General features: G+C 66.0%; 20 protein-coding genes. 8 read left to right on the forward strand and 12 right to left on the reverse strand.

The features are described 5' to 3' along the window. Window positions 1-61: 61 nt before the first annotated feature. Window positions 62-352 carry a WXG100 family type VII secretion target gene (locus AC5RTS_RS04495; RefSeq protein ID WP_493990871.1) on the forward strand — a complete coding sequence of 97 codons (291 nt, stop codon included), beginning with the start codon at window positions 62-64 and terminating at the stop codon, window positions 350-352. Window positions 353-471: 119 nt separating this feature from the next. Here the strand turns inward: AC5RTS_RS04495 and groL are convergent, their stop codons facing one another. The 4 genes from groL to AC5RTS_RS04515 form a co-directional block, all read right to left on the reverse strand. After that, complete coding sequence (gene groL, locus AC5RTS_RS04500; RefSeq protein ID WP_493990872.1) at window positions 472-2,112, reverse strand: chaperonin GroEL; 1,641 nt, start codon at window positions 2,110-2,112, stop codon at window positions 472-474. A 354-nt stretch (window positions 2,113-2,466) separates the two neighbouring features. Next, window positions 2,467-2,670 (reverse strand): cold-shock protein, encoded by a 204-nt coding sequence (locus AC5RTS_RS04505; RefSeq protein ID WP_227905745.1) that lies wholly within the window; start codon window positions 2,668-2,670, stop codon window positions 2,467-2,469. Between the two features lie 119 nt (window positions 2,671-2,789). Then, window positions 2,790-3,422, reverse strand: a complete 633-nt coding sequence (locus tag AC5RTS_RS04510; protein ID WP_493990873.1) for a LytR C-terminal domain-containing protein — start codon at window positions 3,420-3,422, stop codon at window positions 2,790-2,792. 70 nt (window positions 3,423-3,492) lie between these two features. Next, on the reverse strand, window positions 3,493-3,756 hold the full coding sequence (locus tag AC5RTS_RS04515; protein WP_493990966.1) for a DUF3263 domain-containing protein: 264 nt from the start codon (window positions 3,754-3,756) through the stop codon (window positions 3,493-3,495). Window positions 3,757-3,965: 209 nt separating this feature from the next. On the opposite strand from AC5RTS_RS04515, the gene AC5RTS_RS04520 reads away from it, so the two are divergent. Next, window positions 3,966-4,739 carry a uracil-DNA glycosylase gene (locus AC5RTS_RS04520; protein ID WP_493990874.1) on the forward strand — a complete coding sequence of 258 codons (774 nt, stop codon included), beginning with the start codon at window positions 3,966-3,968 and terminating at the stop codon, window positions 4,737-4,739. A gap of 32 nt (window positions 4,740-4,771) precedes the next feature. Next, a complete protein-coding gene (locus AC5RTS_RS04525) occupies window positions 4,772-5,638 on the forward strand; it encodes a siderophore-interacting protein (RefSeq protein WP_493990875.1) in 867 nt (288 codons plus the stop codon). An 87-nt stretch (window positions 5,639-5,725) separates the two neighbouring features. Here AC5RTS_RS04525 and AC5RTS_RS04530 read toward each other — a convergent pair whose 3' ends face one another. From AC5RTS_RS04530 to AC5RTS_RS04545, 4 genes are all read right to left on the reverse strand, one after another. Next, on the reverse strand, window positions 5,726-7,573 hold the full coding sequence (locus tag AC5RTS_RS04530) for a threonine/serine exporter family protein (protein WP_493990876.1): 1,848 nt from the start codon (window positions 7,571-7,573) through the stop codon (window positions 5,726-5,728). Between the two features lie 67 nt (window positions 7,574-7,640). Then, complete coding sequence (locus AC5RTS_RS04535; RefSeq protein WP_493990877.1) at window positions 7,641-8,714, reverse strand: lipid II:glycine glycyltransferase FemX; 1,074 nt, start codon at window positions 8,712-8,714, stop codon at window positions 7,641-7,643. A 140-nt stretch (window positions 8,715-8,854) separates the two neighbouring features. Continuing rightward, window positions 8,855-10,423 carry an MFS transporter gene (locus AC5RTS_RS04540; protein WP_493990878.1) on the reverse strand — a complete coding sequence of 523 codons (1,569 nt, stop codon included), beginning with the start codon at window positions 10,421-10,423 and terminating at the stop codon, window positions 8,855-8,857. Between the two features lie 26 nt (window positions 10,424-10,449). Next, window positions 10,450-11,952, reverse strand: a complete 1,503-nt coding sequence (locus tag AC5RTS_RS04545; RefSeq protein WP_493990879.1) for a CYTH and CHAD domain-containing protein — start codon at window positions 11,950-11,952, stop codon at window positions 10,450-10,452. A gap of 169 nt (window positions 11,953-12,121) precedes the next feature. Between AC5RTS_RS04545 and AC5RTS_RS04550 the strand changes: the two genes are divergently transcribed. Beyond that, a complete protein-coding gene (locus AC5RTS_RS04550) occupies window positions 12,122-13,099 on the forward strand; it encodes an aldo/keto reductase (protein ID WP_493990967.1) in 978 nt (325 codons plus the stop codon). A gap of 4 nt (window positions 13,100-13,103) precedes the next feature. Here the strand turns inward: AC5RTS_RS04550 and AC5RTS_RS04555 are convergent, their stop codons facing one another. The 3 genes from AC5RTS_RS04555 to AC5RTS_RS04565 form a co-directional block, all read right to left on the reverse strand. Continuing rightward, window positions 13,104-14,027, reverse strand: coding sequence for a sugar ABC transporter permease (locus AC5RTS_RS04555; RefSeq protein ID WP_493990880.1), 924 nt, complete (start codon window positions 14,025-14,027; stop codon window positions 13,104-13,106). Then, a complete protein-coding gene (locus tag AC5RTS_RS04560; protein ID WP_493990881.1) occupies window positions 14,024-15,640 on the reverse strand; it encodes an ABC transporter permease subunit in 1,617 nt (538 codons plus the stop codon). Before AC5RTS_RS04560 ends, AC5RTS_RS04555 begins: the two co-directional genes overlap by 4 nt. Before the next feature lie 113 nt (window positions 15,641-15,753). Further along, window positions 15,754-17,046 (reverse strand): sugar ABC transporter substrate-binding protein, encoded by a 1,293-nt coding sequence (locus AC5RTS_RS04565; protein ID WP_493990882.1) that lies wholly within the window; start codon window positions 17,044-17,046, stop codon window positions 15,754-15,756. 290 nt (window positions 17,047-17,336) lie between these two features. On the opposite strand from AC5RTS_RS04565, the gene AC5RTS_RS04570 reads away from it, so the two are divergent. The 4 genes from AC5RTS_RS04570 (at window position 17,337) to AC5RTS_RS04585 (ending at window position 21,602) form a co-directional block, all read left to right on the forward strand. Continuing rightward, window positions 17,337-19,037: a glycoside hydrolase family 13 protein gene (locus AC5RTS_RS04570; RefSeq protein WP_493990883.1), complete on the forward strand. Its 1,701-nt coding sequence runs from the start codon at window positions 17,337-17,339 to the stop codon at window positions 19,035-19,037. Between the two features lie 32 nt (window positions 19,038-19,069). After that, the gene (locus AC5RTS_RS04575; protein ID WP_493990884.1) at window positions 19,070-20,095 is read left to right on the forward strand and encodes a LacI family DNA-binding transcriptional regulator; all 1,026 of its coding nucleotides are present in this window, start codon (window positions 19,070-19,072) and stop codon (window positions 20,093-20,095) included. A 146-nt stretch (window positions 20,096-20,241) separates the two neighbouring features. Further along, the gene (locus AC5RTS_RS04580; protein ID WP_493990885.1) at window positions 20,242-20,613 is read left to right on the forward strand and encodes a DoxX family protein; all 372 of its coding nucleotides are present in this window, start codon (window positions 20,242-20,244) and stop codon (window positions 20,611-20,613) included. Next, window positions 20,610-21,602, forward strand: a complete 993-nt coding sequence (locus tag AC5RTS_RS04585) for a hypothetical protein (protein ID WP_493990886.1) — start codon at window positions 20,610-20,612, stop codon at window positions 21,600-21,602. The genes AC5RTS_RS04580 and AC5RTS_RS04585 overlap by 4 nt, the downstream gene beginning before the upstream one ends. On the opposite strand, the gene zapE is transcribed toward AC5RTS_RS04585, so the two are convergent. Then, window positions 21,599-22,669, reverse strand: a complete 1,071-nt coding sequence (zapE, locus tag AC5RTS_RS04590; protein ID WP_493990887.1) for a cell division protein ZapE — start codon at window positions 22,667-22,669, stop codon at window positions 21,599-21,601. The genes AC5RTS_RS04585 and zapE overlap by 4 nt on opposite strands. Window positions 22,670-22,774 lie beyond the last annotated feature (105 nt).

The following is a 22,774-nucleotide window of genomic DNA, read 5'->3' on the forward strand; positions in this document are numbered from 1 at the left end:
CTCAGCGGCGGATATTAGCCTTCCCGGTACCGATAGTGAGTTCCTACCAGGAGGAAAAGACATGCCATTATTCGCTGTGGACAGTGAGGCGCTCTCCGCCAAAAGCGCCGAAGTGCAGGGAACCATTGAACGCCTCCGGGCGGACGTGAACGGAATGCAGTCCGGCCTGGCCTCGCTGAGCGAGATCTGGCGGGGGTCGGCGTCAGCCAACTTCCAATCGCTGGTCACCGACTGGCGTGCGACGCAGGCACGGGTGGAGGAATCGCTGGACAGCATCAACCAGGCGTTGGCCTTCGCCTCGGCCCAGTACGCCGAAACCGAAGCAGCAAATACTTCGCTGTTTATGCATTAGGGATACTGTTCCTTCACTACTCCTGCCGGGTGCGGTTCTCCGCCCCGGGTTAACGCACCAGGCGCGGCACCCTGTACGGGTGCCGCGCCTGTTTATGCGTCAGCTGGGAGCAGCGGGGCTTAGAAGCCGCCCATGCCGCCCATGCCGCCCATTTCGTCAGCTCCGCCGCCCATGGCGGGAGCTGCCTTCTCCGGCTTGTCCGCAACCACGGCTTCGGTGGTCAGGAACAGGCCGGCAATGGAGGCGGCGTTCTGCAGTGCAGAGCGGGTCACCTTTACCGGGTCATTGACGCCGGCTGCCAGCAGGTCTTCGTATTCGCCGGTGGCTGCGTTCAGGCCGAAGCCTTCCGGCAGGCCGCGGACCTTGTCCACGACAACGCCCGGCTCCATGCCGGCGTTGAAGGCGATCTGCTTCAGCGGAGCGTCGATGGCAACGCGGACGATGTTGGCGCCCGTTGCTTCGTCGCCCTCGAGGGTCAGGTTGGCGAAAGCCTTCAGGCCGGCCTGGATGAGTGCAACGCCGCCACCGGCGACGATGCCCTCTTCGACGGCAGCCTTGGCATTGCGGACGGCGTCCTCAATGCGGTGCTTGCGTTCCTTCAGCTCGACCTCGGTTGCGGCACCGGCCTTGATGACTGCAACGCCGCCGGCCAGCTTGGCCAGGCGTTCCTGCAGCTTCTCACGGTCGTAGTCGGAATCGGAGTTCTCGATCTCGGCGCGGATCTGGTTTACGCGGCCGGCGATCTCTTCGGCGTCGCCTGCACCCTCAACGATGGTGGTCTCGTCCTTGGTGACAACAACCTTGCGGGCCTTGCCCAGCAGGTCGAGCGTGGCGTTTTCCAGCTTCAGGCCTACTTCTTCAGCGATGACCTGGCCGCCGGTGAGGATGGCGATGTCGGCCAGCTGTGCCTTGCGGCGGTCGCCGAAGCCCGGTGCCTTGACGGCAACAGACTTGAAGGTGCCGCGGATCTTGTTGACCACCAGGGTGGCCAGGGCTTCGCCCTCGACGTCTTCGGCGATGATCAGCAGCGGCTTGCCGGACTGCATGACCTTCTCGAGGACGGCAACCAGATCCTTGACGTTGGAGATCTTGGAGTTGACGATCAGGATGTACGGGTCCTCGAGGACCGCTTCCTGGCGCTCCGCGTCGGTGACGAAGTAACCGGAGATGTAACCCTTGTCGAAGCGCATGCCTTCGGTGAGTTCGAGCTCCAGACCGAAGGTGTTGGACTCCTCGACCGTGATGACGCCTTCCTTGCCCACCTTGTCCAGGGCCTCGGCGATCAGGTCGCCGATCTGCTGGTCACCGGCGGAGATGGAAGCGGTAGCAGCAATCTGCTCCTTGGTCTCGATTTCCTTGGCGGAAGCGAGCAGCTCTTCGGTGACAGCCGCAACGGCCTTCTCGATGCCGCGCTTCAGGCTCAGCGGATCGGCACCGGCGGCTACGTTGCGCAGGCCTTCCCTGACCAGGGCCTGGGCCAGCACGGTTGCCGTGGTGGTGCCGTCACCGGCAACATCGTCAGTCTTCTTGGCAACTTCCTTGACCAGCTCGGCGCCGATCTTCTCGTAGGGATCCTCCAGCTCGATCTCCTTGGCGATGGAAACGCCATCGTTGGTGATCGTGGGGGCACCCCACTTCTTTTCCAGGACCACGTTGCGGCCACGCGGGCCGAGGGTCACCTTGACGGCGTCGGCGAGGGTGTTCAGCCCGCGCTCGAGGCCGCGGCGTGCCTCTTCTTCAAATGCAATGATCTTGGCCATAACGGCTATCGTCCTTCCGGAACAGTCATGCTTGGAGCAGAATGTTGCATTCCTGCCGGGGTGCCCGCGACGGACGGCCAGGCTCGCGCGATCTCTTTACGCGCTCCCCTGACCTCACCCCAGTGGGTTGCTGGTTCACTCAACGCCGTCGGACTTTTAGCAGTCATCCGGCAAGAGTGCTAAGTCAATAATTAGCACTCCCGCACACTGAGTGCAAGCCATCACGTTGCCCTGGCGGGCACCTCACAGGGATCCCCCGCATCGCCTCCCCGCCACGCAAAAGCAGCGGCGGAGCTGATGCTCCGCCGCTGCTTTTATTCCCCCTCGGGTACGGAGGGAGGTCCTGCGTAACCGTTAGACGGCCCGGACCTCTTCGGCCTGGGGGCCCTTCTGCCCCTGGCCTATTTCAAACTCGACCCGCTGCCCCTCTTCCAGGGTCCGGTAACCCGAAGCCTGAATGGAGGACCAGTGGACAAATACATCCGTTTCGGCCTCGTCGAGGGTAATGAAGCCGTACCCCTTTTCGCCGTTAAACCACTTGACGATCCCCTGCGCCATGATCTTTCTCCAACCTTGATTTCCAGTGCCGCCCTCCGGCGGCTGGCAATACTCTAACCATGGTGATCCGGCTCACATGAGGGCAGGAGGGTAACGTTTTGGTGTTTTTCTGCGCGTTGCTACTGGAAGCCGGGTCCAAGGACCACCGTCACCACGGGGAACCCGGGAGTCTCCATAACGGTGGGGATGCCAAGCTGCGCGGCCACCTCGCGTGCGTTGGCGGCCTGATCCGGCGAGCTGTAATAGACGCCGGAAGCCTGCTGGGGCACTCCTGCCCAGTTGCCCACCGACCCCACGGGCCATCCGGCGCCCGAGATCCGGCCGGAGACGGAAGCACCGAGTCCGCTGATGCCGCTGGCGTTAAGCACAGTCACCGGCTGCGTCCGGTCCACTACCGGCTCGGGCTCGGCCGACGGCGTGGGCTCGGGAGCAGCCGTTGGGCTCGGAGCCGTGGTTTCCTCAGCCTCCGCTGCCTCGCCGGCCGTTTCGCTGGGCGTGGGGGTGGGGGTGGCAGCGGGCTCGGCGGGTTCCGACGCCGTCGGGGATGCCTCCGGATTTCCGGCACCCAAGTCAATACCCAGGCGAGGCACCACAAAGTATGCGGCCACGCCGATCACCAGTGCGAGTACGCCGACGGTGATCAGCAGGCCCAGCCCGCGTGAACGCGACGGAATAAGGCGTTCACGGTGCACACCCTGCCGCGCCGAGGTTTCGGGGACCTTGTCGAACTCGTCCCTGGGGTATTGGCTCATAGTGGAGAATCAATCCTTGTTCTGGTGGCGCCGCATCCTGGGCCGCCAAATGGTGGTTGGTGGACCGGAGCTAGACGCCGGTGCCCATGCGGCGGGCGGTACGTGCGGTCTGGCGGGTCGTACGTAGTCTACGCAATCGCTTGACCAGCATCGGGTCATGGGCAAGCGCCTCCTCGGTATCGATGAGCGCGTTCAGCACCTGGTAATAAGCCGTTGCCGACATCCCGAACAGGTCGCGGATGGCTTGTTCCTTGGCGCCGGCATATTTCCACCATGCACGCTCCAGTGCGAGCATCTGCTGTTCCCTGGCGCCGAGGGGGCTGTCCGGATCCACCGATTCATCGAGGGAAAACCGCCCGGCTTCCGATGATGTTTCCGTTGCGTCAGCCACACGTGCTCCCATGAAAGATCCCTGTCCTACCTACTTAGACATGCTAATTGGGAATAACAGGGTTGTCATTTAGACGGCCCGGGCGCCGCCGCGGCGCTTCCCCCGTCCGATCGTCACACCGTCCCCGCAACGGCAAATGGCAAGATGGATTGGTGACAACCAACGAGCCCCCGCTGTTCTCCTATGCGGCTCCGGCGGCGACCGACGCCCCGGTTCCCTTCGCCGCTCCTGCCCCGTTGACCGGGCTGATGGCTCCGGACTGGGCCGAAGCGCTGGCTCCGGTGACCGACCGGTTCCACGACCTTGCCGCCGGATTGGAGGCCGAACGTGCTCTGGGCCACCAGGTTCTGCCCGCACCGGCGAACATCCTGCGTGCCTTCCAGCGGCCCATGTCCGAGACCAAGGTGCTGATCCTCGGGCAGGATCCGTACCCCACCCCCGGGCACGCCGTCGGCCTGTCCTTTTCGGTGGAGGCCGGTGTCCGTCCCCTGCCCCGGAGCCTGAAAAACATCTTTGCCGAGTTGCAGTCAGACCTCGGTATAGCCCCTTCCGCGTCCGGTGACCTCAGCGCCTGGGCGGACCAAGGGGTTCTGCTGCTGAACCGGGTACTTACCGTTCGGTCCGGTGCTGCCGGGTCGCACCGCCGCCGCGGCTGGGAGGAAATCACCGAGCTGGCAGTCCGTTCGCTGGCTGCCCGCCGCGGGCCGGACGGCGCACGCATGCCCCTGGTTGCCGTGCTGTGGGGCCGGGACGCGCAAGGCATCATCCCCTTCCTCGACGGTGCCCCGACGGTTGAATCCGCCCATCCCAGCCCGCTGTCGGCGAACCGGGGATTCTTCGGTTCCCGGCCGTTCAGCCGGGTCAATGAGCTGCTTGCCCGGCAGGGCGCCGGGCCGGTGGACTGGCGGCTGGGCGCGGTACGGTAGTTTGCAGGCCCTTCCCTAGGAGAAACATACCCATGCCCGATGCAATGTCCGCCCCGCAGGAGCCGGAACGCCCCCGGGAGGCAGCGTCCCGACCGCAGCGTCCCCTGTTGACCCTTGAGGTTCTCCGCCGCGAGCAGATCAGCGAACACATGGTGAGGATCACCGCAGGCGGGCCAAACTTCGACCGGTTCCGGCCCAACAGCTGTGCTGATGCCTACTGCAAGATCTGGTTTGGCCCCGACGGCCGCCCCCTTGACGGTACGGAGGATCTTGAGAGCATCCGGGCCCGGAGCGAACGTGAGCACTGGCCCGTTTCGCGCACCTACACCATCCGACGGGTGGACATGGAAGCCCGGGAAATCAGCATCGACTTCGTGGTGCACGGAGACGAAGGGCTGGCCGGCCCCTGGGCCGCTGCGGCACAGCCCGGCGAGGCCCTGACGTTCTCCGGTCCCGGCGGAGCTTTCAACCCGGATCCCGGGGCCGACTGGTATCTGCTTGCCGCGGATGAATCAGCGCTCCCGGCTGCTGCCACCGTATTGGAGGCGCTGCCCGCTGACGCCGTCGGCCAGGCGCTCATCGAGGTGGCGGGTCCCGCTGACCGGCAGCCGCTCAGCGCGCCGCCCGGCATCGAGCTGACCTGGCTGTACCGGAACGGTACTCCGGCAGGCCGGAGCACCGTTCTCACGGAGGCTGTGGCCGCGGTGCAGTGGAGGGAAGGCACCGTGCAGGTTTTTGCCCACGGTGAGCGGGAGGCCATGAAGTCCCTCCGGGACGTGCTCTTCCGCCACCGGGGCCTGGAACGCTCCCAGGTGTCCCTCTCCGGTTATTGGGCTGCCGGCCGGACCGAAGACGTCTTCCAGGCCGAGAAGCGCACGCCCGTGGGCAAGATTCTCTAGTCCCCGCATCACAAAAGGGCCGGGGCCGCCGTGCAGTGCACAGCGGCCCCGGCCCTTTGCGGTTCGCAGCAGCGTCCCGCCCGGCAGTCACCGGCGACGGTTGCGCCTGTCATTGCCGTTCAGGTTGCGGGTGAACGGACGGCCCAGGTTGTCGCCCAATACAACACCGCCGGAGATGGCGAGGATGACGGTGAGGGCGTCGAACAGCCCCACCGCGCCGGCGTACATGTCCTCGGCGTCGATGCTCAGCCCGTACATGGAGCGGAAGATTGCCAGCCCAGGGAACAGGAACAGCACGGCCGGGACGGCAACAATCAGCTGCGGGGCGCCCATCCGCAGGGCCACGATCCGCGCCACCATGCCGATGAAGATGGCGGAAACGGCGGGTGTAAGCCGCGGCCCCACTCCCCCGGCTTCGGCCATCTGGTACACCAGGAAACCGGCCAGACCGATCAGGACCGTGGGCAGCACCAGCCGACGCGGGGACTGTTCCACAATGCAGATGGTGGCCAGGGCAATGGCCAGCAGCAGCAGCGTCACCGGGAAGGAGTACTGGGAAGCGACCACATCCGTGACATCCAACCGGGCCATGCCGAACAGGGCCCCGACCACCAGTGCCACGGCGATTCCGGCTACAAGGGCACCGAAGGTCAGGAACGCCGAGAGGAAACGCCCTGATGCCGTCACGGGGAAGCCGTTGATGGCATCCTGCACCGCGGAGACCAGACGCCCGGTGGGGAGCATCAGCAGAATCCCGCCCGCCACCACGATGCCCGGGGAAATCGGCACTTCCATGGACCAGAAAATCATCGCCATCGCCGTGACGACAAAGCCGCTGGCCGCCGTCGTAAAGAAATCCGGCACCCGCCAGCGGCCCAGTAACCGCTGAAGCAGGCTGACCATGACCGTACCGGCGAAGCCCACCAGGGAGGCGAGCGGGCCGCCGCCGATAAAACCGACGATGGCCGCGGCGAAGATCCCGGCGGAGACGGTGACGGCCCAGCGGGGAAAGGGCTTGGGCTGGTGCGTGATCTCGTTGAGCCGGTTCGCCGCTTCGGCACGGCTGAGCCCGCCGTCGATAATCTCCGTCACCAGCTGGTGCACCAGGCCCAACCCGGCATAGTTGTTGGTCCAGGAGCGCACCACCCGCATGACCGTGATGGGTGTCTGGTCCTTAGGGGAATAGTTGAGCAGCACCGACTGGTTGGTGATATCAACTTCGATGCTCTCGAGCCCGAACGCGGCCGTCACAGCGATGATGGCGGTTTCCACTTCCAGGGCACCGGCACCGTAGCGGAACATGGTTTCAGCCAGGCTGAGGGCAAGGTCCAGAGTCTTGCGGGCATTCGCGTCCGTTCCCGAGCGGACCAGCGGGTTGGCATACGGGCTGCCGGCCAGCCGCTCCACAATGGACATGGCCTGCGTCGGCGGGTTCTCGCCTTGCACAAGCCGGCGCAGCATCCGCCGGGCTGCCGCCGAGGAGCGATCAGTGCGGACGGCGGCGGCCGGAACTGTGCCCGGAGGAACCGTCTTCCGGGTGCGTGCCGGCCGCTTTTCACGTGGATCCGCGGTTTTCCGCCCGCGATCCGGCCGGGGCTTGAGCGCTTTGCCGCCGGCCGGACGGATGACCGAGGTGGTCGGGGGCGGCGGCTTGGGCCGGGTGCTGCGCAGTGCAGCGGTGGGCATCTCCCCGGTGGGCTGGCGGCCCGGCGGTGCCGACGGCGGGGCAGGCGCCTTGACTCCCGCTCCCAGCGATTTTGCCGCTGCTCCCCGCCCCCGTGATTCTGCTCCGGAGCCCTGCCGTTTTCCGGCCCGCTCCCCCCGGCCTGCCGGTACGCTGACGACGGGAATCAGCCCCGCAACCGGGTCCGGGTTGGGTGCCGAATCCGGCTTCGGTCCGGGCCTGCCTCGGCCCGGACCGGATGTGTTCTCCAAGGACTCACCCTTTCGCGTGGTGGCCCCGGGCGCCGCCCGGTTCCTGTGTTTCGTGAACTAGCTGGTTTTAGTAGAAGGGCTGCTGGTGGCGGCGCCAGTAAATCTGCCGGGCCACCTTTTCGCCGATGGTGTTCCAGATCCGGTACCGGAGCGGGTCCACCACAAAGTCATAGCAGCCCACAAAGTCGGTAACCGTCTTCGAGAAGCTGGTCTTGAACAGCCCCAGCCCGTGGTGCGGATGGCTCTTGTCCTTGAGCCGGTCGCTCGGCGGGGTGCCGCAGAAGTCATAGGAGGTGATGCCGCACTCGTCCTTGAGCTCGTTGATCGCCGTCCACTGGACCAGGTGCGAATCTCCGTACTGGCTGCGCTTCGGCTTGGAACCGCCGTCCTTATAGGTTCCCTTGTTGCCGTAGGCGATCACGAAGGCGCCCACCGTGGGTTCTCCGTCCTCGAACGCAAAGTAGAAGCGTCCCTGTCCGGCGGCCACAAAGTTGGACCAGAAGCGGTGGTAGTACTCGTAGGAGCGCAGCCGTGCCGCCGAACGGTCCTCAATATGGGCCATCAGCCGGTACATGGTCTGCATGTTCTCCTCCGTGGGGTCCACCCGGCGCACGTCGGCGCCTTCGCGGATGGCCCGGCGGACGGCGTTGCGGCCGCGGGAGGAAAGGTTCTTGAGCAGCTGTTCCGAATCCGGTGAGGTGTCCAGCAGCGCCGTGGAATCGTTGGGCTGCAGGTTGAACGTCTTAATGAACCCTGCACCGGTGAACAGCGCCCGCACTTCCTCGCTGTCCACAATGTCCGGCTCCACCTTGATCGCAAAGACCCTGAGCCGGTTCTCCTTGATAAAGCGGACGAGCGCGTTGACCACCAGCGGCACGTCTTCCGGTGCCGCGACGTCGGGCCCCTTGATCAGGTACCACAGGCTGCCCAGGCCGCGGACCTTCTTCTCGATGGCGAGAGTGTAAGTCACGTAATCGGGTCCGGTAACCGCGAGGTAGACGGGATTCCAGCCGTGGTGGGACTTCACCTCGGCGAAGGAGGCCGACTGCAGGACGTTGCCGCCCCCGGGGTTCGCCAGCACGTGTTTGTCCCAGTTGTCGATCTCTTCGGCAGTGGCCAGGCGTGCACTAAAATCTCGCAAAATACCTCAACTAATGGTTTGTTCACTGCATCGTTTTCGGTGCACCCACCCCGCATGCACCGGCCGCTCCTGAAGCGGCCTTCGGACCGGCTCCCAGTCTATCCGTTGCATTGCCGGCGGACCGAAACCCGGGCCGGGCCTCAGGCCGGTGCAGGCAAGAACCAGCGCACCCGGGGTTCCGCATCGGTCAGGTCCCAGGCTTCCTGGATAAGCCGCCTGTCCTCCCCCGTAGTCCTGGTCTGCTCCTGGCGCAGGTATTCCCGCCAGGTCGGCACGTCATAGATTTCCCGGAACTGTTCCTCCTCCGTGATGGAATGCACCAGCTCCCAAGCCGTGGCTCCGGTGCGCATCCGGGTAAGCCGCACCTCGTGCATCGCCGAGATGAAGGCATCGCTGCGGTCCGCCGGGACATCGTAGGAGATCAGGACGGTCACCGGACCGGCATCGGGTTTCGGTTCCTCCGGAACATCCAGGTCCAGGTTCGGTGCCGCGGCAACGCTGCGGTCCAGCCGGCCTGTCCCGGGCAGCAGCGGCAGCACCAGCACGCTGGCACCGGACAGGGCCAGGACGACGGCGGCGAACGCCAGGGTGGGTGCGTAGCCGGCACCGGTGGCACCGGATCCCCAGAACATGGCGCCGACGGCCTGCGAGCCGGCCGAGATCATGAGGTAGACGGACAGGCCGCGGGCACGCACCCATTCGGGCAGGGTCAGCTGCATGGCGGCGTTGAGCGTGGAGAACGTAAAGATCCAGGCGATCCCGCCGAGTACCAGGAGCAGGGCAACCGCAGCGGGAGGCCAGTAACCGGCGGCGAAGGCACCAGCGGCAAAAACCACGGAACTGATCCCGAGCAGAGCGTTGGCGCTGAAAATCCTACGTGCCGCCGGCAGAAGCAGCACCCCCAGGATGGCCCCGGCGCCCAGCGCGCCGAGCAGCAGACCGTAGCCGGTGGAGCCGAGGCCCAAATGCCCGTTGACGGCGATGGGCAGGAGGGCAAACAGGGAGCTGGCCGGGAACATAAAGAGCCCGTTGCGCAGCAGGATCCGCCGGATCCGCGGAGCCGCCCGGATGTAGCGCATGCCTGCGGCGAGCGCCTCGCGCATGTGCTCCCGCTCAGCCGAGTCCTGGGTCGGAGCGCGCCAGAGGTAGATGGCTGTTGCGGTGCCGATGAAGGAGAGGGCATTGAGTCCGAAAACGAATGCCGGGCCGACGAGGGCCACCAGCAGCCCCGCGATGGCCGGGCCAACGGCACGGGCGGTGTTCACCGCCACGCTGCCCAGCGCCGAGGCCGCCTGGACCTCTTTGCGCGGCACCAGCGCCGGCGTGATCGCCTGCCACGCCGGTGCGCTCAATGCCATCCCGCAGCCGATCAGGAAGGTGTAGAGCAGCAGCGAATCAGGGTTCAGCAGTCCCAGGGCTGCCACCACGGTGAGGGTAGCTGCAGCACCTGCGGCAAAAAGGTTTGCCCCCAGGATCAGCCTGCGCCGGTTGAAGGCATCCGCCAGCACTCCGGCGATCAGGCCGAGCAACAGGGACGGTGCCAGGTTGGCTGTCTGCACCAGCGACACCAGGGCGGGATTGTCGCTGTTCTCCACCAGGTACCACTGCGCTCCCACGGTCTGCATCCAGCTGCCGATGTTGGAGCCCAGCTGCGCCACCCAAAGGATGAGGAACATTCGCCGCCGCAGCGGCGCCCATGGCGAGTCCATCCTGATCCCTTCGTGGTGCCGCCCGGCTACGGGCTGGACGGGAAACCTTGCCAGGCATGGGCAAACCGCTCCTGTGCCGCCGCGGCGTTCGCCTGTTCCAACGCGTGCAGCCGGCCATAGGTGAAGCCGTTTTCCCCTGCGGCGGTCGCTGACGCCCCCATCCGGCGCAGGTATTGCCGGGTCACAACGCTGTCCTGGTGTTCCCCGAGGATCTTCTGCAGGTGTTCCGCGGCGTCCACCATCACCTTGGCCTCCACCGGCTGCACGGCCTCCCAGACCTCGGCGGCGTAGCGCAGCTTCTTGGCGTCCTTGCGTGCTTCGTGCAGCGCCTCCGAGTGTTCCTCACCGGCCAGTCCTCGCGCCTGCTTCACCCGTCGGCGCAGCCGTTTACGGTCGTGCCGGATCATGGCGGCCGCCGTGGGGGCGGCCGGCCGATCTGCGGTTTCGGTCCAGGGCGGACCGCCCACCAGTGCCTCCACACCGTCCAGGAGGCGGAAATACCGTTCCGAGTTCAGTGCCTCAAGGATGCGCCCGTAAGCCTGGCGGTAGTCATGCAGCAGCTCTTCATCCACCCGGGCACTCACCGGGCCCATCACCAGCTCCCCGGGTTCACCGGCAATCAACTCCTTCAGCCGGTGCCGCATCACGTGGGCATCCCGGGCGTCACCGAGGACTCCCGCCAGCCAGCGCAGTTCACCGCGCAGCGAACGTGCCGGTTCCGGCTGCATCGTGGAGCGGTAACTCGAGAGTGCCGAGCGGAGCCGCCGAGTGGCGACCCTCATCTTGTGCACGCCGTCTGCGTCGTTCCGGCGCACCCGGGGCTCGTGGTGCAGCAGCTCCCGATACTGTCTGCGCAGGTACTGCACCAACAGCGTTCCCACCGGGTCATCGCCGGCTGCAGGAGTCTCCGGCTCCCCGCGGGCCGCCGTTCCACGTTCCGCGTCCGGGACCCCGTCCGGCCCCGCCACTACGGCGCCGGCATTTTGAAACAAGGTTCCGGCTGCGTGCAGGGCGGGCCCGGAGAGCCCCTCGGCGCACCAGATCCGGGCCGTCGGGGCACCTGCTTCCGCGCCGGGGAGCAGGGCATAACGGGATTCATCGGTCACCGTGCCCGCGGCCAGTCCGGCACCGTCCGCAAGCTCATATTCCACCGACTGGATGAGCACCGTTTCCACCGGCACCAGTGCATGCCCCCGGACTATGCCCAGGAGGTGCTCGAGCAGTGCGGCCGGCACCAGCTGTCCGGGATCCGCTTCGGTGCCGGGCACCGTCTGTGCAAAGGCTGCCCCGGCGCCCTCGTCCGGATCGGTTCGGTACCAGTACGTACCGTGATCGTCGGTGACCGAACCCAGCCTGACTCCGTGCCGGCCCAGCGCTCCGTCCGGGGTGTCATACCGGGTTTCGGACCTGTGCGCCGTGCGCGGTCCGGCCACACGTGCCACACCGGGCAGCTGATGCAGCGCGGGGAAAACCACCGCTTCGCCGACGGTGTAGCAGACCCGGGGTGTGGTACCTGCTTCGGTGACCATGTGGGCAAGTATAGGGCCGCGGCGGCAGCATTCGGGAGCCCCCGGGCGTCACCGGGCCTTACCCTGGCCCAGGCTCCCCCGGACCTATCCTGCCCGGTGCGTCGCGGGTAGCATCACCGGTGAGTGGACCGCGGAGACAACCTGGGCGGAGGCTTGGCTGATGAGTGCGATGACGTACGCCAGACTGGGCAGATCGGGGGCGATGGTCTCTGCCATCGGGCTGGGTTGCCTGGGCTTCGGGGACCCTGGCCGCGGAGCCCATAACTGGACTCTGCGCGAGCAGGAAGCCACCTCCCTGCTGCGGCATGCCGTGGAGCTGGGCATCAATTTCTTCGATACTGCCAACGTCTACTCAGCGGGGCACAGCGAGGAAATCCTGGGCGCCGCCATCGCTGAATACTGCCGCCGGGACGAGGTGGTGATTGCCAGCAAGGTCCACGGCGAAATGGGGCCTGGACCCAATGGGTGGGGCTTGTCCCGGAAACACATTATCTGGCAGGTGGAACAGAGCCTGCGGCGTCTGGGGACGGACTACATCGATTTGTACCAGGTGCACCGCTGGGACAGAAACACCCCGTTGGAAGAAACACTGCAGACCCTGGACCAGCTGGTCCGGGACGGCAAGGTGCGGTACCTGGGCGCCTCGTCCATGTATGCCTGGCAGTTCGCCACGGCACTGAGCCTGCAGGAGCAGCACGGCTGGGCACCGTTTGTCACTATGCAGGACCATTACAACCTGCTGTACCGGGAGGAGGAACGGGAAATGTTCCCGCTGTGTGCGGACCGCGGAATCGGCGCGCTGCCCTACTCCCCGCTCGCCCGCGGCCGGCTGGCCCGGCCGTGGGGCGCCAGGACGCCCCGGCAGGACCTGGATGAGCAGGGCCATGAGCTCTACCGCGGCAATGAGGAGACGGACCACCGCATCGTAGACGCCGTCGGCAACGTGGCCGAGGGACTCGGCGCCACCCGTGCCCAGGTGGCGCTGGCCTGGGTCCTGGCCAACCCGGTGGTCACCTCCCCGCTGATCGGCGCCACCGCCGCGGCCCACCTGGATGAGAACATCCAGGCACTGGAGATCCGGTTCACCGAAGAGGAATACGCGGCCCTTGAAGAGGCCTACCGGCCCCGGCCCGTGGCCGGTTTCTGAGCGGTCAGCCCTTGACCGATCCGGCAATCAGTCCGGACGTGATGTAGCGCTGCAGGAACAGGAACAGGGCCATCACCGGCAGTGCCGCCAGTACCGCGCCGGCGGAGAACACTCCCCAGGTCCGGGACTGGTTGTCGCCCACAAACGAATACAGTCCGACGGCGAGGGTCTGGGTATCCGGGTCATTGAGCACGATGGAGGCGATCAGGAACTCTCCGGTGGCCGTGATGAAGGACAGCAGCCCGACGATGGCCAGGATGGGCGTGACCAGGCGCAGGATGATGGTGAAGAAGATCTGGATGTGGCTTGCGCCGTCAATCCGGGCTGCTTCATCCAGCGACACCGGCACCGTGTTGAAGAACCCGTACATGAGGTAGGTGTTTACCCCCAGCGCACCGCCCAGATAGACCATGATCAAGCCGATCTGGCTGCCCAGTCCAAGCCAGGGAACGACGTCGGAAATGCCGCTGAGCAGCAGGAAGATCGCGACGACGCCGAGCATCTGCGGGAACATCTGCAGCAGCATAAGGCTCAGCAGGCCCATCCGCCGGCCGCGGAAACGCATGCGGGAGAACGAGTAGGCAGCCAGGGCGCCCAGGAAGACGGTGCCGATGCTGGTGACCAGTCCAATGACGAGCGTGTTCAGGAACCATTTGGCGAAGGGTTTCTGCGGGTCGGAGAAAAGCGCCGTGAAGTTATCGAAGGAGACCGTTGCGAAAAGCCCGTTGGTGGAGACGAGCGTTCCGGTGGGGCTGAGGGCGGCGGAGAGCACATAGACCAGCGGCAGCAGCGCAAAGGCGCCCATGACCAGGCCCACCAGGTGCCGCCAGCCCTTCTCCTTGAGCCAGGCACCGGCTGATGCGCGCTTCACCGGCGCGGGTTCGGCGGGGCGGGGCGTGGACTTGCCAAGCGTCTGCAGGTTGGTCATGAGTTAACTTCTTCCAGTGCCTTGGTCTGCCGGAAGCTGACCGCGGAAATGATGGCCACGATGATGAAGATCAGCACGGCCAGCGCGCTGGCCAGCCCGTAGTCGCGCCCGGTGCCCTGCCCGAAGGCGACCTTGTAGACGAGCGTGATCAGCAGGTCGGTTGCCCCGATGTCCATGGAGGTGTCCTCGAAGCGCGGCCCGCCGCCGGTGAGCATAAAGATCACATTGAAGTTGTTGAAGTTGAAGGCGAAGGTCGAAATCAGCAACGGCGCCGTCGAGACCAGCAGCAACGGCAGTTTGATGGAGCGGAAAATGCGCCAGGCCGATGCGCCGTCCATGCGGGCGGCCTCGTTGACTTCCTCCGGCAGCGACTGCAGGGCGCCGGTGCAGACCAGGAACATGTAGGGGAAGCCCAGCCAGGTGTTGACCAACAGCACACTCGCCTTGGCGAGCCAGGGGTCGCTGAGCCAGGGAATGTCGGCGCCGCCGAAGAATGTGTTGTTGATGAAACCGAAGTCCTGGTTCATCATTCCGGACCAGACGAGCCCGGCAAGGAAGGCCGGGAAGGCATAGGGCAGGATCATGATGGTGCGGTAGATCCGCTTTCCACGCAGGGTGGCGTGGTTGAAGGTGATGGCCAGGAACAGCCCCAGCCCGAAGCACAGCAGCACGGACATGACGGCGAAGGTGAAGGTCCAGATGATGACGGCAACCAGCGGACCGCGGAGGTCGGGGTCGCTGAAGGCATGGGCGAAATTGTCGAAGCCGACGTTGATCTTCCAGCCGGTCGGCAGCCGCTCGCCGTCCTCCGCCACAAAGGCGCCTTCCCCGATGTCGGAGTAGACCTTTCCGCTCTCGGAGTCGGTGAAGGTTCCGGCGGCCTCGTCGTACACGAGGGACGGTTTGAAGACGTAGGCCGTGGCGCCGTCGGAAGTCTTGAGCGTGCCGTCGTCCAGGTCCTCGGAGAACGGGACGGTGAGTGCCAGGATCTCGTCCTGCCGCTGCAGCAGCTCGGAGAACTGCAGGGTGTCATATCCGTCAACGGCCACGGCCTTGCCGGAGGCGTCCTTTTCCGCAGTGACTTCCTCGAGGGGTTCGTCCGCGCCGCCAAGTTCAGCGGTTCCGTCCGGATCCGTTGCCAGCATGGCCAGCGTCCCGTCCTTTTCCACCACGGTGATCCGGTAGGAAGGGGAATCCGGCACGCGTTTCTGCGCCGTCATCTGGATTGCCGACACGGCGTCGGCCTTGGTGCTGTTGTGTCCGTCGCCGTAATTGGTGAAGGCGACATACCCGCTGTAGGCCACCACGAACACCTGGAACACCGCCAGGAAGAGGACTCCCGGAGCCAGGTATTTGGCGGGCAGGCCACCGCGCCGCAGATAAATCCAGTTGATCAGGACGGTGACCAGGGCGGCCACGGTCAGGACCGCCCACTTTTCATTCAGGAACAGCGCTATCAGCACGTACACGGCAAAGGCATCGGTGATGCCGAGCAGAATAATCTTGGCCAGGGTGCCGCCGAGTGAATCGCTCCGTGCTGCCCGCCCGGGCCGCGGCCTACGTCCGGCACCGGCGCCGGCAGTGTTTACCGGCTTGTCCAGCTGATCAACCATCTTGTGTTCTCCTTGAACGGGCGCCGACCGGGGCGCGGCATGATGCCGCGCCCCGGTGCGCGCCGGACGGCGGCACTCCGCCGCCGGATGAGTGCAGGTTGCCCCGCGCCGACCTACTTGCTGATCTTGGACTGGACGTTGGAGACCATGGTGGCCCAGGACTCGGCAGGGTCGCCCTGGCCCTTGATCAGGGCAAGCTCCGTGCCGCCCCAATCGGCCCACACCTGTTCCATTTCCGGAATCGCGGGCATCGGAACGCCGTTGATGCCGATCTCACCGAAGGCCGCCACGACGGGATCGGAGGCTGCCTTCTCGAAGGACGCCGTGAGGGCAGGCGGCCGTCCGCCGGCCTTGAACATTTCGTCCTGCACCGCCTCGGTGCTGAGGTAGTTGAGCGCAAACTCGTTGGCGGCCAGGGCGTTCTGGCTCTTGGCGCTGATGAAGAAGCCATTGACGCCCACGAAGGGCTGAGCCGGGTTCGGGCCGGCGGTGGGGATCGGGTCCACTACCAGGTTGATGCCTGCTTCTTCGGCATCCGGGACATTCCAGGGCCCGGTCAGGAAGTACGGGGATGCACCGGCGCTGAACTTTTCCTTGGCGATGTCCGGCGTGATGCTGGAGTTGAGGATGCCTTCGCCGCTCTCACCCCACTGCTTCAGCTTTGCCGCGAATTCGGCGCCGCCCGGGTTGCCCAGTTCCAGCTTGGACGCGTCGTAGCTGCCGCTCTCATCGGTGCCGAAGACGGGCGCTCCGAGCGAGGTCTGGAACGGGTAGAGGTGGTACGGATCGCCCTGCTTGGGGTCCAGCCCCACTAGGAACGGGAACTCCGCCTTGCCCTCGGCCACGGCCTGCTTGCCGTTGGCGATGACTTCATCCATGGTCTCTGCCGGTTCCGGGACCAGGTCCGCGTTGCGCAGCAGGCCGATGTTTTCAATCGAGTACGGAACTCCGTAGGTGCTGCCTTCATAGGTCATGGCCTGGACGGCGGCGTCCTGGAACTTGTCCGCGTTGTCACCGAGTTCGATCGGAGCAATCACGCCGTTCTGGACAAACTTTCCAACCCAGTCATGCGGACCGACAATCAGGTCCGGTCCCTTGCCCGTGGGCACCTGGGTAATGAAGTCATCCGAGACCTGCTGGAAGTCCTTGGTGACCAGCTTGACCTCGATTCCGGTGTCTTCCTTGAATTTGGCGGTCACGTCGGTCAGCGCCGGGGAGCGTTCCGCATCCACCCACATCGTCAGCGTGGTGGCGCCGCCTGAGGCAAGATCCTTGGCATCGGAGTCGGAGTCGGCAGCGTCGCCGCCTCCGCAGGCCGAGAGAACAAGAGCAGCGGTGACCGATACGGCACCGAGAGCAAAAGTACGACGGCGCATGGCCGGCGTACCTGTTGTGTGCACCTTCATTGGTGAACCTCTTCTGTTTGGACCCCGGTTAGGGGGAAATGAACGCCGCCGGAGAAGCACGGGACCCTGCCCGGGCACTACGGATGCGAGCTACGACACAGGTCAGTGTAAGCGCGTGCATACAATCCGTCCAACATGCGTCTCTCAGGTGCGAAGGGCTGGTCAGTATGCTGAGCATCTTGGCACGACGCACGCCTGCGAACAAGGGTTCTGATCGCCAAAAACGACACCCGCGGAAACGAAATGGAAGCGTTTGCATTTTTGCGGCGCATACGCCCTAGGATGTGGGCATGCTCAGTTCTGTACTTGACGATTCTTCGGCCCTCTCCCTCGTTCATCCGTCGTCCGAAGACCGTGAATGGTGGCGCTCATCGGTGATCTACCAGATCTACCCGCGCTCCTTCCGGGACCTGAACGGGGACGGCATCGGCGATCTGCAGGGCATTACCGCAGAACTGCCCGCCCTGGCCGAACTGGACATCGACGCCGTCTGGCTCTCCCCCTTCTACCGCTCCCCGCAGAAGGACGCCGGCTACGACGTCGCCGACTACTGCTCCGTGGACCCGATCTTCGGCACCCTGGAAGACTTCGACGCCCTCATCGCCGAAGCCGGCCGCCACCACATCCGCGTCATCGTGGACCTGGTCCCCAACCACTGCTCCGACGCCCACGCCCTCTTCCAGGCCGCCCTCGCCGCCGGCCCCGGCTCACCCGAACGGGACATGTTCATCTTCCGCGACGGCACCGGCGAGCACGGAGAAAACCCGCCCAACAACTGGCAGTCCCACTTCGGCGGACCGGCCTGGACCCGCATCACCGAACCCGACGGCACCCCCGGACAGTGGTACCTGCACCTCTTTGACTCCTCCCAGCCGGACTTCAACTGGGACTCCCCGGCCGTGCACGCCGAGTTCGAAGCCATCCTGCGGTTCTGGCTGGACCGCGGCGTGGGCGGCTTCCGGGTGGACGTCGCCCACGCCCTGATCAAGAAGTCCGGACTGCCGGACTGGGGCGGACGCGCCGACGGGTCCTCCTCCGAGGGCTTCCCCGGCTCCGAGGCCCCGATGTTCGGCCAGCCCGGCATCCACGACATTTACCGGTCCTGGCGGAAAATCCTGGACTCCTACGACGGGGACCGGGTGCTCTGCGCCGAGGCGACCATCGACCCGATCGAACGCCTGACCGACTGGGTCCGCGCCGATGAGATGCACCAGACCTTCAACTTCGCCTACCTCCACCACCCCTGGCACGCCCCGGCACTGCGCCACGTCATCGAGTCCTCCCTGCGGGCCTTTGACCAGGTCGGCGCGCCCACCACGTGGGTGCTCTCCAACCACGACGTAGTCCGCCATGTCAGCCGCTTCGGTATCACCCACCATCAGGACCGTCCCGGCGACGGGATCGGTGCCGCTGACCCGCAGCCGGACCATGGGCTGGGCATCAGCCGTGCCCGGGCAGCCACGCTGCTGATGCTGGGCCTGCCCGGCGGCGTCTACCTCTACCAGGGCGAGGAACTGGGACTGCCGGACCACACCCAGCTGCCGGACGAATTCCGCCAGGACCCCACCTTCCACCGCACCGGCGGAGAACGCCTGGGCCGCGACGGCTGCCGCGTTCCGCTCCCGTGGACGTCGGAGGCGCCCGCACTCGGCTTCAGCGATGCCGGCGCCTCCTGGCTCCCGCAGCCGGATCAGTGGCAGCACCTGGCGCGGGACGTCCAGCGGCAGGACCGCGACTCAACCCTCAACCTCTACCGGACGGCCCTTGATCTGCGGCGGAAGCTGGATCTGGGCAACGGGTCCCTCGCCTGGCTCACCGGATACCCCGAATGCGTGCTTGCCTTCGTTAATGGAGACGTCGCGGCCCTGATGAACATGGGCGGCGACGCAGTCCCCCTGCCCCAGGGCGAACTCATTGCCTGCAGCCGGAACGGTGCGGTCCATGACGGTTTCCTGCTCCCCGACAACAGTGCCTGGGTTCGGCTAAGCTAGCCGCTGCCCGCAACGAGTAGAAGAGGGAAACCTTGCCAGGAATCAAAGAGGTAGCCGCTCATGCCGGCGTCTCCTCCGCGACCGTTTCCCGCGCCCTCAGCGGCAACGGCGCAGTGTCGGAGGCGACCCGCCGCCGGGTACTCCGGGCTGCCGAGGAACTCGGTTTTGTCATTTCCTACAACGCCTCCTCCCTCGCCTCGGGCCGGACCCGCAATGTGGGTGTGGTGATGCCCAGCGTCGGCCGTTGGTACTTTGCCCAGGTCCTGGAAGGAGCGGCCTCGGCGCTGATCGAGGCAGGCTATGACCTGACGCTGTACAACACCAGCGACGGGCCCGGCCATCGGGAAAGCGTGCTCACCGAGATGCTCCGACGCAAGCGGGTGGACGCAGTGATTACCGTCGCCCTGCGGTTGACCGAGGAGGAACTGGCGCAGTTGCGGGCCGTTGACAAGCCCATCGTGGCCATCGGCGGGCCGCTGCCGGGCACCCCCACCATCCGCGTGGACGACGCCGGCATCTCCTCCCTGGCCACCAGGCACCTGATCTCCCTCGGACACACCCGCATTGCACACATTGGCGGCGGCGAGGAGCTGGAGCGGGATTTCCAGCTGGGCGGCACCCGGCGCAACGGTTACGAATCCGCCATGCGGGAAGCCGGGCTGACTCCGGAGGCAAGCTGGATCTCCAGCGCCGAGTTCTCCGTTGCGGGCGGATTCCGGGCGGCCAAGGCCCTCCTTGCCCGCCCGGATGTGCGGCCGACGGCGATCTTCTGCGCCGCGGATGAAATTGCGGTGGGAGCCATCCAGGCAGCCCGTGAACTTGGCCTGCGGGTGCCGGAGGATCTTTCGGTGATCGGCATCGACGGGCATGACATGGGCGAGGTGTTCGGCCTCACCACCATCGGCCAGAACCCGGCGGGGCAGGGTGCCGCCGCGGTGGCGGCCGTCCTCGCACTGATGCAGAACGAACCGACGGATCCGGTCTGGGAGTCGGGGTTTTATCCCACGGAGTTCATGGTGCGCTCCAGCACTGCCGTTCCCGGCACCCTGCGAGCCTGAATGCGGCTCATTGCGGATTCGGCCTCGGCGGCCGCGCCACGCCCGTTATTGCGAAGTTCCCGGGGTGCGGACCATGCTTGGGTTGTTATGGTTTCACCGCCCTTTCTGCGCCGCCCCTGACCTTTTACCAAGAAAGTCGCCCATCCATGCTGTCTCTGGTCCTATGGCTCGTCCAGCTGGTTCTGGCGTTACTTTTTGCCGGCGTCGGTTTTATGAAGATTACCCAGCGCCATAAACGGCTGGCCGAAAACCTGCGCTGGCCGGAGGATTTCCCGCCGGCCACAGTAAAACTCATCGGCATAGTGGAAGTTCTGGCTGCCGTGGGACTGGTTGTTCCCGAAGCGACCGGGACCCTCCCCGTACTGACTCCTCTGGCCGCTTCCGGGCTGACCGTGCTGATGGCCCTGGCCATCTTTGTCCACGTGCGCCGCGGCGAACGGAACCGCATCGCTCTGGCGGCTATCCTCATGGTCCTGTCCCTGCTGGTGGCGCTGGGACGGTTCGGAGTTCTGGGGTGAGTTCGCCTGCGAAGGATCCGCAGGGAACTCCGGAGCTGCGCGAGGTCATCGCAGAGCTCTACGCGCTGCTGCCCTCGGAGTTCACGGCCGCCCGGAATGCCCGGTCCGCTGCGGCGGGACGGGAAGGCCGGAAGGATCTCGCCCAGCACATCAAACGGCTGCCCAAACCCTCGATGGCCGCGTGGCTGGTAAACCTGCTGGCCCACCGGCGCCGGGAGGAACTGGACGGAGTCCTTGAGCTCGGCGCGGCGTTGCGCGAGGCGCAGGAGGACCTGGACCAGAAGCAGCTCCGCAGGCTCAGTGTTGAACGCCAGCGGTTGCTGCGGGCGATCATCCGGGATGCGCGGGACCTGGCCGCCGAGCTGGACCACCCGGTGAGCGAGGGTATCGCCGCCGAAGCCGAACAGACGCTGTGGGCGGCGATGGCGGATGCTGCTGCCTCTGACGCCGTGGCCAGCGGCCAGTTGGTCCGTTCCCTCCAGGCCAGCGGCTGGGAAGACGTGGACCTTCATGATGCCGTGGCGGATGCAGGCTCGGTGGACCGCGGGGACCGGTTCCGTCCCGGACGGGGACACAGAACGGCAGCCGGGACGGCGGACAGCGGCACCACCGGGAAAGGCTCCGGAGCGGGCAGTGCCGCCGCGCGGCGCCGACGGGCGGCTGCGGCCGAACGTGCCGTGGAAAAAGCCCGGCAGGATCTCGACGAGGCGGAGGCCGGTGAGCAGAAGGCACAGGACGCCCTCGACGCCGCCCAGCGGGAGGTCGAAGAAACGGCGGGCCGGCGGGATGACCTCACCGACGAAATTGATGAGTTACGCGAACGGATCCGGGCACTGGAGCGGGATGTCGCCGCCGTGGACCGGCAGTCCGGCAAGCTGGAGCGTGTTCGGGACAACGCCCGGCGCACGGTCCGGGCCGCGCGGCGGGCTGCGGAAAAGGCCCGGCAGAAGCTCAGTGAGGCTTTGGAGACGGCGGAGACGGACGCCTAGTCCGCTTCCTGCGGCAAGCGCCGCAACATCCCGAACCTGCTCCTGATCCTGGCCAGATCCGTGGGGTGCGCCGTTCCGGGGAACACGCCGGAATAGTCCGGCAGCCCGATAACGTCCAGCCGGCAGCCGGCGTCGTAAAGAACGTCCACTGCGTTTCCGAACCGCTGCCAGCCGTAGGGGTGGGAACCCGCGGTGGACGGAACTCCGGAGATCACCCAGTGAGGGTAGGTACGGGAGAGCTGCAGGTAGTCCGAGGTGGCCGACTGGGCATGGCAGAGATCCTCGAAGTCGAACCACAGCTGGCCTGACGCAGCGCGCAGGGCCCTGAGCGCCCGGCTGCCGGGGGTGAGCGTCACCGCTTCTTCCGGCCCGGGCGGCACCAGGCCCGCCGACGCCAGAAGGTCCGTGTCACCAGTGCGCAGGTGGTGCCCGGCGGCGAACCCGTCACCGGTCCCTTCCCGCGGCCTTTGGCGGTAATCCATCTCACCGTCCAAGGCCAGGACCTGCAGTTGCTCGGTGATCATGGCGATGCCCGGTTCGAACAGATGGTGGAACATCGGGTCCGGCAGCAGCTCCCGGGGTGCGTAGTTGGAGGTGGCTGCCAGGACAATCCCGCGGTCCAGCACCGTGCGCAGCATCCGGGTGATAAATGCGGCGTCCGCCGGGTCATTGACGTGGAATTCATCGAAACAAAGCAGCCGCACCGACCCCAGCATCTGCTCCAGTGCCGCGGCAAACGCGGAGTCCTTCCGGTAGCCGGAGGTTCCGTAGCCTTCGAAAACCCGCTCGTGAAGTTCGCGGAAGAAGTCATGGAAATGCAGCCGGCGTTTGTCCGGAATATCAACGCCGTCATACAGCGCATCCAGCAGCCAGGTTTTACCCCGACCGGGCGGACCCCACAGATACACCGAAGCGGAACCGGGTGCCGGGTCCGGGGACTGGGCTGCGGCGGCGGCAGCGGCCAGCACCGGCAGTGCCGCCAGCTGGGCGGCATCCAGAACCAGGCCCTCCGCTTCTGCTCTGCTGCGGATGTGGTTGGCCACCGGCCCGGCCTGCGTTGCGGTCATACTCCCGTTGTACCCAACCCTGCCGCCGGACAACAAAACGACGTCGCACCCCCTTCGACTCCTGACCGTGCCCGGGCGGGAAATAGGTGCAGCAAATTCGCTCTA

Source organism: Arthrobacter sp. MDT1-49-2, from assembly GCF_059090185.1.

Coding starts and splice junctions, on each gene's coding strand:
- AC5RTS_RS04540 (WP_493990878.1), bottom strand. CDS start 10,423: ATGGACTCGCCATGGGCGCCGCTGCGGCGGCGAATGTTCCTCATCCTT.
- AC5RTS_RS04560 (WP_493990881.1), bottom strand. CDS start 15,640: ATGGTTGATCAGCTGGACAAGCCGGTAAACACTGCCGGCGCCGGTGCC.
- AC5RTS_RS04570 (WP_493990883.1), top strand. CDS start 17,337: ATGCTCAGTTCTGTACTTGACGATTCTTCGGCCCTCTCCCTCGTTCAT.
- AC5RTS_RS04555 (WP_493990880.1), bottom strand. CDS start 14,027: ATGACCAACCTGCAGACGCTTGGCAAGTCCACGCCCCGCCCCGCCGAA.
- AC5RTS_RS04545 (WP_493990879.1), bottom strand. CDS start 11,952: ATGGTCACCGAAGCAGGTACCACACCCCGGGTCTGCTACACCGTCGGC.
- AC5RTS_RS04565 (WP_493990882.1), bottom strand. CDS start 17,046: ATGAAGGTGCACACAACAGGTACGCCGGCCATGCGCCGTCGTACTTTT.
- groL (WP_493990872.1), bottom strand. CDS start 2,112: ATGGCCAAGATCATTGCATTTGAAGAAGAGGCACGCCGCGGCCTCGAG.
- AC5RTS_RS04505 (WP_227905745.1), bottom strand. CDS start 2,670: ATGGCGCAGGGGATCGTCAAGTGGTTTAACGGCGAAAAGGGGTACGGC.
- AC5RTS_RS04495 (WP_493990871.1), top strand. CDS start 62: ATGCCATTATTCGCTGTGGACAGTGAGGCGCTCTCCGCCAAAAGCGCC.
- AC5RTS_RS04525 (WP_493990875.1), top strand. CDS start 4,772: ATGCCCGATGCAATGTCCGCCCCGCAGGAGCCGGAACGCCCCCGGGAG.
- AC5RTS_RS04510 (WP_493990873.1), bottom strand. CDS start 3,422: ATGAGCCAATACCCCAGGGACGAGTTCGACAAGGTCCCCGAAACCTCG.
- zapE (WP_493990887.1), bottom strand. CDS start 22,669: ATGACCGCAACGCAGGCCGGGCCGGTGGCCAACCACATCCGCAGCAGA.
- AC5RTS_RS04580 (WP_493990885.1), top strand. CDS start 20,242: ATGCTGTCTCTGGTCCTATGGCTCGTCCAGCTGGTTCTGGCGTTACTT.
- AC5RTS_RS04550 (WP_493990967.1), top strand. CDS start 12,122: ATGACGTACGCCAGACTGGGCAGATCGGGGGCGATGGTCTCTGCCATC.